The sequence below is a fragment of the Streptomyces sp. N35 genome, from assembly GCF_016464295.1.
Taxonomy (GTDB): Bacteria; Actinomycetota; Actinomycetes; order Streptomycetales; family Streptomycetaceae; genus Streptomyces.
Map to the genome: position 1 here is coordinate 1 of NZ_JAEIMH010000163.1, position 7,600 is coordinate 7,600.

Annotated in this window: 5 protein-coding genes; 1 reads left to right on the forward strand and 4 read right to left on the reverse strand. The window is 67.4% G+C overall.

The window, feature by feature from the left end:
- Positions 1–311: 311 nt before the first annotated feature.
- Positions 312–1,064 carry an ANTAR domain-containing protein gene (locus JAO81_RS41135; protein ID WP_233416639.1) on the reverse strand — a complete coding sequence of 251 codons (753 nt, stop codon included), beginning with the start codon at positions 1,062–1,064 and terminating at the stop codon, positions 312–314.
- Positions 1,065–1,361: 297 nt separating this feature from the next.
- Here JAO81_RS41135 and JAO81_RS41140 point away from each other — a divergent pair, with 297 nt between their 5' ends.
- Entirely contained in the window at positions 1,362–2,381 is a 1,020-nt protein-coding gene (locus JAO81_RS41140; protein WP_199553131.1) for a glycoside hydrolase family 6 protein, read from the forward strand.
- A gap of 95 nt (positions 2,382–2,476) precedes the next feature.
- Here JAO81_RS41140 and JAO81_RS41145 read toward each other — a convergent pair whose 3' ends face one another.
- The 3 genes from JAO81_RS41145 to JAO81_RS41155 all read right to left on the reverse strand — a co-directional run bounded on the left by JAO81_RS41145 (position 2,477) and on the right by JAO81_RS41155 (position 7,460).
- Positions 2,477–4,435, reverse strand: a complete 1,959-nt coding sequence (locus JAO81_RS41145; protein ID WP_199553132.1) for a kelch motif-containing protein — start codon at positions 4,433–4,435, stop codon at positions 2,477–2,479.
- On the reverse strand, positions 4,432–6,408 hold the full coding sequence (locus tag JAO81_RS41150; RefSeq protein ID WP_199553133.1) for a glycosyltransferase family 2 protein: 1,977 nt from the start codon (positions 6,406–6,408) through the stop codon (positions 4,432–4,434). The genes JAO81_RS41145 and JAO81_RS41150 overlap by 4 nt, the downstream gene beginning before the upstream one ends.
- A 344-nt stretch (positions 6,409–6,752) precedes the next feature.
- Positions 6,753–7,460 (reverse strand): FadR/GntR family transcriptional regulator, encoded by a 708-nt coding sequence (locus tag JAO81_RS41155; RefSeq protein WP_199553134.1) that lies wholly within the window; start codon positions 7,458–7,460, stop codon positions 6,753–6,755.
- Positions 7,461–7,600 lie beyond the last annotated feature (140 nt).

Consider the following 7,600-nt stretch of genomic DNA (forward strand, 5'->3'; position numbering starts at 1 on the left):
GCAGGGGAGGTACGGGAAGCCCGGTGGCTGAAGCCGTCCCAAGCGGAGGCACCCGCTCCGTGACAGGGCGGGGCTGTGGCGGCCGCCCGGATCCGGGGACTCCGGCACAGGGGGGCCGTCCACGACGGCCGGGGGCTGGGGCCGTTGCCCTCACTCTAGAACGGAAGACCTGGATCGCCCAGAGGTGGTTGTCGCCAACTCGACCGGAATGCAGGGCAGTTCGTCCGGTGACCGGGGCGTTTGTCCGGACGCTTGGTTCGGGCGGGCGAGCGGGCCGCCCCTGCGGCGGCGCCCGCCCGGATGCCTCTCCCTCAACAGGTGCGCGGACGGTCCTCTTCCAGCGCCGCGTCGTCCAGCTGCCCGTCGAGCAGCTCCTGGGCGATCGAGTCGACCGGCCGGCGTACCCGCCGGGCGTACGCGCGCAGCGAGGTGAAGGCCGCGTCCACCTTGACGCCCCAGCGCTCGGCGAGCAGACCCTTGGCCTGCTCGATCCGGACCCGGCTCGACAACGCCGACTGCAACTGCCGGGTGAGGGACGTGCAGTCCTCGTGCATCCGCCGGTGCATCAGACCGATGGCCACCGCGTCCGCGAGCAGCTGGGCCAGCTCCAGGTGGATGTGCTGGTGCTCGGGCCGCCCGTTGGAGAACAGGTTCAGCGCGCCGATCAAGGTGTCGCCCCGGCGCAGCGGCACCGCACAGGTCACGGTCATCCCGGCGTGCAGGGCCCGCGCCGTCAACTGCGGCCACTGCTCGGCTGCTTCACGCCCGGCGAGCCGCACCGGCGGCACCGGCTCGCCGGAGGCGCAGGCGTCGAGACAGGGGCCGCCCTGGTGCTGGATCTCGAGGAGTCCGCGCACCCGGCCGTGCGGGTCCTTGCTGGTGACGATGGAGATACCGGCGTCCGCGCCGACGAGCAGGATGCCGGCCGCGTCCGCGCCGAGCACCTCCACACAGTCGTCGGCGAAGCGGCTCAGATACGTGGGCAGGCTGAAGGGTTCGCCCAGGGTGTCGGCCGCGGCGACGAGAACACCGGCCAGCCGTAGATCTCTGCCGCTCTCGGTCATCGGTCCTCCCAGGGGCGCAATTCGCTGCGCGCCTACCCTCGTCTCGCGCGCTGTAACGGGTCTGCGTGAAGTCGCCGCACGGGTCTGCGCGAAGTCGCCGCACGGGCCTGTTCGGAGCCGCCTCGCCGCCCCGTTCGAAGCCGTCTCACAGGCCTCGTGCGGAGCCGCCCGACCACTCCCGTACGCAGCCGCGTAACAGCTCATGCACGAAGCGGCGGACCAGGGAGGGCGCCCCTCGTGACTCAGGTGCACCTATGTCAGGATTGAGGCTCCGACAGTGCACCCAAGGGGGAGTGGATGTACAGCAGTTCCGCGACGTTCCGTGGGGCGGTGCAGACGGGTGCGGCGTTCGTGGGGGCGGCGCTGCTTCTGACCGGCTGCTCGTCGGACGGCGACAAGGACCCTGACAATCCGGCGAACAGCGCCACGCAGCAGCCGAAGGACAAGGACCCGTACTGGGTCAATCCCGACTCGAACGCTGCCGAGCAGATGCAGACGTACAAGGACGACAGCAAGAAGTCGGACGCCGATCTGATCAAGAAGATCGCCGAGCAGCCGACCGGCGAGTGGATCGTGCCGGAGACGGCGCAGGACCAGGCGCGCGCGTTCACCGAGGCGGCCGAGAAGGCCGACCGCGAGGCGGTCCTGGTGCTCTACAACATCCCGCACCGCGACTGCGGTCAGTTCTCCAAGGGCGGTGCGGCCGACGGCGACGCCTACCGGGGCTTCATCGACGAGGTCGCCAAGGGCATTGAAGACCGCCCGGCCACCGTCATTCTCGAGCCGGACGCCCTGCTGCACGTCGTGGACCGCTGCACACCGCCGGAGTTCCACGACGAGCGCTACGAGCTGCTCAAGGGCGCCATCGACAAGCTGCACACGCTGAAGAACACCAAGGTCTACATCGACGGCGGCAACGCGGGCTCGGCCGGCCCCGACGCCTTCTACGAGCCGCTGAAGCGGGCGGGTATCGACAAGGCCGACGGCTTCGCGGTGAACGTCTCGAACTTCTACACCACCGAGGAGTCGATCGAGTTCGGCAAGCAGCTCTCGGACAAGGTCGGTGCCAAGCCCTTCGTCGTCGACACCAGCCGCAACGGCAACGGCGTGTGGCAGTCCGACGAGAAGGACCCCTGGTGCAATCCGCCGGGCCGCGCGCTCGGCGAGGTGCCCACGGTGGACACCGCCGACGAACGCGTCGACGCCTACCTGTGGATCAAGCGCCCCGGTGAGTCGGACGGCGAGTGCCGAGGCGGCCCGAAGGCCGGCGAGTGGTGGCCGGAGTACGCGCTGGAGCTCGCCAAGAACGCCAAGTAAGCCCCGTACACCAGCAATTCAAGTAAGCCGCGTACACCAGCAACTGAGGGCGCCCCCTGATGCAGGGGGCGCCCTCAGTCATGCGATCCGTGGCCCTACTCGGGAACCTCCACCCACTGCGCCTCGCTCGGCACACCCTGGTCGTCGGTGACGAACAGCATGTACCAGCCCGGCTGCACCAGGTTCTTGTTCTCCGGGACCGTCACCGTGACGCTGTCCTTGCCCTTCTTCACATCGAGGGCGATCGAGCGCTGGTCGATGTCCGTGACGTGCGTGGACGCGCTCGGCCTGATCAGCCGGGCGTTCTTGATCGACGAGGCGTGCTGCGTCCGATACGTGGCCGACTCACCGCGGTCGATGGAGTCGGGACCGCCGCTCAGCGAGGGCTGCGAGCCCTGGTAGAGATACGGCGGGGTGTAGATCTCCAGACGCTGCTCGAAGGTGCCCGGCTTGGTGTTCGCCGCGTCCGCGTACAGCGAGTCCGAACCGAAGAAGACCACGCGCCCGTCGGGCAGCAGCAGCGAGCCCGAGTGGTAGTTGCGGCCCACCAGAGGATCGGCGACCTTGCGCATCTCGCCGGTCTTCGCGTCGTACATCCGCGCTTCGAGGATGTTGGAGTCGCTGCGGCCGCGGTAGTCCTCCGAGCCGCCGGAGATCAGCACGTTGTCGTCGGGCAGCACCGAGGCCTGCGGGTAGCGGGTGCCCTTGTCGAAGGAGGGCCCGTCCTTGAACTCCGGGTTGTCCTCGTCGAGATCGATGATCCGGGTCTTGTCGCTGGACTGCTCCGACTCACCGACACCGCCGCCGCCGACGACCATGAACTTCTCGTCCTGCGCGGGCGGCAGCCACACCGTGCCGGCGGTCTCCATCAGCTTGGGGTCGGACAGGCCCTTGACCTTGGTGAACTTATTCGTGTCGAAGTCCCAGACACCCGGGTCGCGGCCCACGTCGTCCGGACCGTAACCGGCGTTGGCGCCCGAGTAGAACAGCTCGCCGTTGGGCAGCAGGAAGATCGCGGGATACGTCGGGAACTGCCGGTTCTGCTTGACGTAACTCCACTTCTTCGTCTTCGGGTTGTACACCTCGTTGCGGTTTCCGGGCACGACCTGGCCGATGTCGTCGAGGCCCGACAGAGCGAGGATCCGGCCGTCCGAGAGCGTGGTCAGCGTGGGGTACCAGCGCGACTCGTTCATCGGGTCGACCTTGATGTACTTCTCGGCCACCGGGTCGAACTCATAGGCGTCGTCGATGCCCTGGAAGTCCTTCTTGTCGAGGGCGAGCTTCTGCGCGATGCCGTACGTGTTCTTGGCGTCGGCGGCCGAGAGCCCCTCGATCTTGTAGTTGTCCTCGGTGCCGGTCTCGTACTTCTTGCCGCTCTTGGTGGCCTCGACGTAGACGCGCTCGAGGCCCGCCTTGTTGCCGGTGAACTTCCCGGTCGCCGGGTCGAAGGTCTTCTTCGCGCGCTCGACGACGATCGACTCGGTGAGGACGAAGGTCTTGCCGTTCTCCTTGCCCGTGAGCTTGGTGCCCTTGGGCAGGGTGATCGGCTTGTCCGGGTTCTCGTTGTGGACGATCATCAGGCCGCCGGCCTTGGTCACATCGCCCTTGAGCTTCTCGTACGACTTCGTGCCGCCCGCGACCAGGAGCTTGCCGTCCGGGAGCTGGGTGTGCCCGGTGCAGAACAGGTCGTTGGGGGTGGGGATCTTCTTGAAGGTGTTCTCCACCGGGTCCCACAGGACGGTGTCGAACTTCTTCGCGTCGAAGTTCTTCTGGTTGTTCCCCGAGCCCGCGACGAGCAGCACCTTCCCCGTGTGCAGCAGCGCGGCGTGGATCGTGTTCAGCTTGTACTCGTCGGGCAGGTCGACGATGTCCCACTTGCCGTTGTCGGCTTTGTACTCGGGCCTGTTGATCTTGTAGTCGTGGTACTGGTCCGAGGCGAAGCGCCACAGCGCGGGACCGTTCATTCCGGCGAGTGCAAGCACCACCGCCGCGCCTATCGCTATGCGGCGGGCGCGGCGGCGGGTGTGCTTCACCGGCGTGGTGCCGACGGTCATTTCTTACGTCCCCCAAGGGCGATCTGCATGGTTTCGTCGGGGCGTCCGGTCCGAGCGGGACGCTCGGCCGCGGCCCAGCTGGGCCGGCCCTGGTTGTGCGGAGCGGCCGCCTGGGGTGGCACCGCAGCCGGCTGCTGCGCGTGAGCGCCGTCCGCCGGACCGCTTCCCGGAGCACCGGACCTGGGCTTCTTCTTGTCCTGGCGGATCTGCCAGCGCCATACGAAGATGGGCGTGGCGGTGATCAGCATCGCGATCACACCCCAGATGATCATGGCCGGGTGGGCGTGCCCGTAATAGAACCCGGCACCGATCGAGCCGCCGAAGATCAAGATGAAGTACCAGTGGTAGCGGAAGGTCCCGAACCAGCGGTCGGGGGACGCCGAATCGCCCTTCGGCGTGACCACGAACTTGGACTTGCGCCGCAGCATCGAGTCGATCAGGGCCTTCGCGTACAGCGGCGCGGACAGCGCGGACATCACCATGCCGGCCACACCGCCGGAGCCCTCGGGCTCGTGCGGCGAGACATTGTGGCGGCGGTTCCAGATGTACAGGCCGATCTGCAGCGCCGAGGCGTTGCCGTAGAGCATCAGCCAGATCGTCGGGTCGATGTTGACACCCGAGGCGCCCAGGCCCAGGAACAGCGCACAACTCAGCGCCGCCAGGATCCAGTTCAGGGCCGACATCGGGTAGAAGATGATCATCATCGTGTAGTTGAAGAGCTTGCTCGGCGGGAGCGAGTACCAGCCCTTCCAGTACTGCTTGAGGATCGTCTCGTACGTACCGCGCGACCAGCGCATCTGCTGCGTGAAGAAGTCCGTCCAGGCGCTCGGGCCCTCACCGACGGCCAGCACGTCCGGCGTGTAGACCGAACGCCACTTCCTGCCCGTGGCCGGGTTGCGGTGGCGGTGGATCTCGAACCCGGTCGCCATGTCCTCGGTGATCGAGTCGTACAGACCACCGATCTGCTTGAGCGCGCTGATCCGTACGGCGTTCGAGGTGCCGACGAACATCGGGGCGCCGTACGCGTTGCCCGCGCGCTGGATCAGCGCGTGGAAGAGGAACTGCTGGGACTCGGCGGCCTTGGTGACGAACGAGTCGTAGTTGCCGTAGACCTGCGGGCCGATGACGAAGCCGACGTCCGGGTCGCGGAAGAAGCCGAGCATCCGCTCCAGGTAGTTGGGCATCGGCACGTGGTCGGTGTCGACCGAGGCGAAGTAGTCGTAGTCGTCACCGTGCGCGTCCAGCCAGGCGTTGTAGTTGCCGTGCTTGGTCTTGGCGCGGTGCGGGCCCTTCTTCTGGTTCCACTTCGCGATGCCCTTGCGGGAGAAGTGGTGCACGCCGAGCCGGGCGCACACCTCCTTGACCTCCGGGTCGTCGCCCTCGTCGAGCAGCCAGATGTGCAGCAGACCGCGGTGGCGGAGCTTGACCGCCGCCTCCAGGGTCTTGGTCACCATCTCGATCGGCTCCTTGCCGGGCACGAACGAGGTGAGGAACGCGACGCGTGTCCCCGTCTCCGGCACCACCGGGATCGGGTCACGGGCGACGAGCGTGGCATGCGCGTTGGACAGCACGTTCATGCAGCGGAAGAACTCGATCAGTCCGATCGAGACCAGCATGACGACGTCGAGGTGCTCCAGATACGCGTTCGGAACGTAGTCACGCTCCGTCCAGTGCTCCGGCTGAAGCAGCCAGGCCAGCAGCACGAGCGAGAGCAGCGGCGCCGCGCCCAGCATGAGCGCGGCCCGGATCCGGTGCGGCTCCTGCGAGAGCAGCGACCGGTACTGCACCTTGTACGGCTTGCTCGGATCGGGGTTGGTCAGTGGCCCCGAAAGCCGGCTGTAGTGCTCGTAGTCGTATCTCGGCAGCGTCTTCTTGATACGCCTGAAGCCGCCCGTCCGATGTGATGGCACGCGCAACTGCTGCGTCTGGGTCGGGTCGGAGCCCGGCCCGGCGCCCGCCGGCGTCGACGTCATGAGTCATCCCCCCGCACGCACTGGTCTGCGTGTTCGTCGGTCCTTCCGCCTGCCGGAGTCCCCCTCGACCCCTGCAGGCGCGTCACTGGCTGGCACCCCATCTGTCACTAGGACATGGAAGAGATGTCTTCCGGTTGCATGATGCCCGCCCCGCCTTGCTTCATGAACGGGACCCCCAGCGTTTCATGGCCGGGGCCCTCTCCCCGAACCACCCGTTCACATGGTGACGGAGGCGAGAACCCCCAACTGCCTCGTACCGCCCGCCCCATGGAAGCGCAAGGCTCCCAATCTTCAGGCCAGGGTTCTACGACCCCTGGCTTGATCGCAAGAGCGATACAAGGTGTTTACTTGTCATACGCGTGGTTTGGGAGGTCAGTTGAGGCAGGTGAGCCGAGCCGGGTACGAATATTACCGAAGTGCTCGCGTATTGCCTGCTCGGCCCGGATGACATCGCCCGAGCGCACCGCGTCGAGGATCTCCCGGTGCTGGCGGCAGGTCACCTTGGGGTCCTGCGGTACGTCGACGAGGTCGGTGCGCACGTTGTGGAACGCGTCCCAGAACGCCTCCAGGACCTCCCCGAGCAGCAGGTTCCCCAGGCCGCGGTAGAGCGTGGCGTGGAAGGCGCGGTCGGTTTCGGCGGCGACCTCGCCGTCGGCCGCCTCGCGCTCCATCCGTTCGATGAGCGCGTCGAGTTCGGCCAGGTCGGTGGCGGGCACACGGCCGGCGAGCCGGGCGATCAGACCGGTCTCCACGGCCTCGCGCAGCTCCAGGAGCTGCAACAGGCTGTCCTCGCCCCGGTAGTGGCCGGCGACCGTGCGGAAGGTCAGTCCTTCGATCATGGGTGCGACGGACATCGGTCCCACATAGGTACCGAATCCATGCCGGATCTCCACGATTCCCATCGCCTGGAGGGCCTTGAGCGCCTCTCGCACTGAATTGCGACTCACACCGAGGAGCGCCATCAGCTCGGGCTCGGTGGGCAGCGAGGCCCCCGACGGCAGCCGACGGTCGATGATGAGCTTCTTGATGCGCTCCTGTATGTCGCTGGCCATGGGCGACACCGTATCCGGCGGATGGCCTGTGCAGACCCCGTACGGAGAGAAAGAGACGCGGCCGTAAGCAGCAGAAAGGACCTCCCCCCCCGGGGGGGGGGGGCTTCCCCTCTGTGGGCCGCGCGGGGGTCGAGCCCCCC

Bases quoted from the DNA above. Each gene is read 5' to 3' on its own strand.
- JAO81_RS41150 (WP_199553133.1), bottom strand. From the start codon at position 6,408: ATGACGTCGACGCCGGCGGGCGCCGGGCCGGGCTCCGACCCGACCCAG.
- JAO81_RS41140 (WP_199553131.1), top strand. From the start codon at position 1,362: ATGTACAGCAGTTCCGCGACGTTCCGTGGGGCGGTGCAGACGGGTGCG.
- JAO81_RS41155 (WP_199553134.1), bottom strand. From the start codon at position 7,460: ATGGCCAGCGACATACAGGAGCGCATCAAGAAGCTCATCATCGACCGT.
- JAO81_RS41135 (WP_233416639.1), bottom strand. From the start codon at position 1,064: ATGACCGAGAGCGGCAGAGATCTACGGCTGGCCGGTGTTCTCGTCGCC.
- JAO81_RS41145 (WP_199553132.1), bottom strand. From the start codon at position 4,435: ATGACCGTCGGCACCACGCCGGTGAAGCACACCCGCCGCCGCGCCCGC.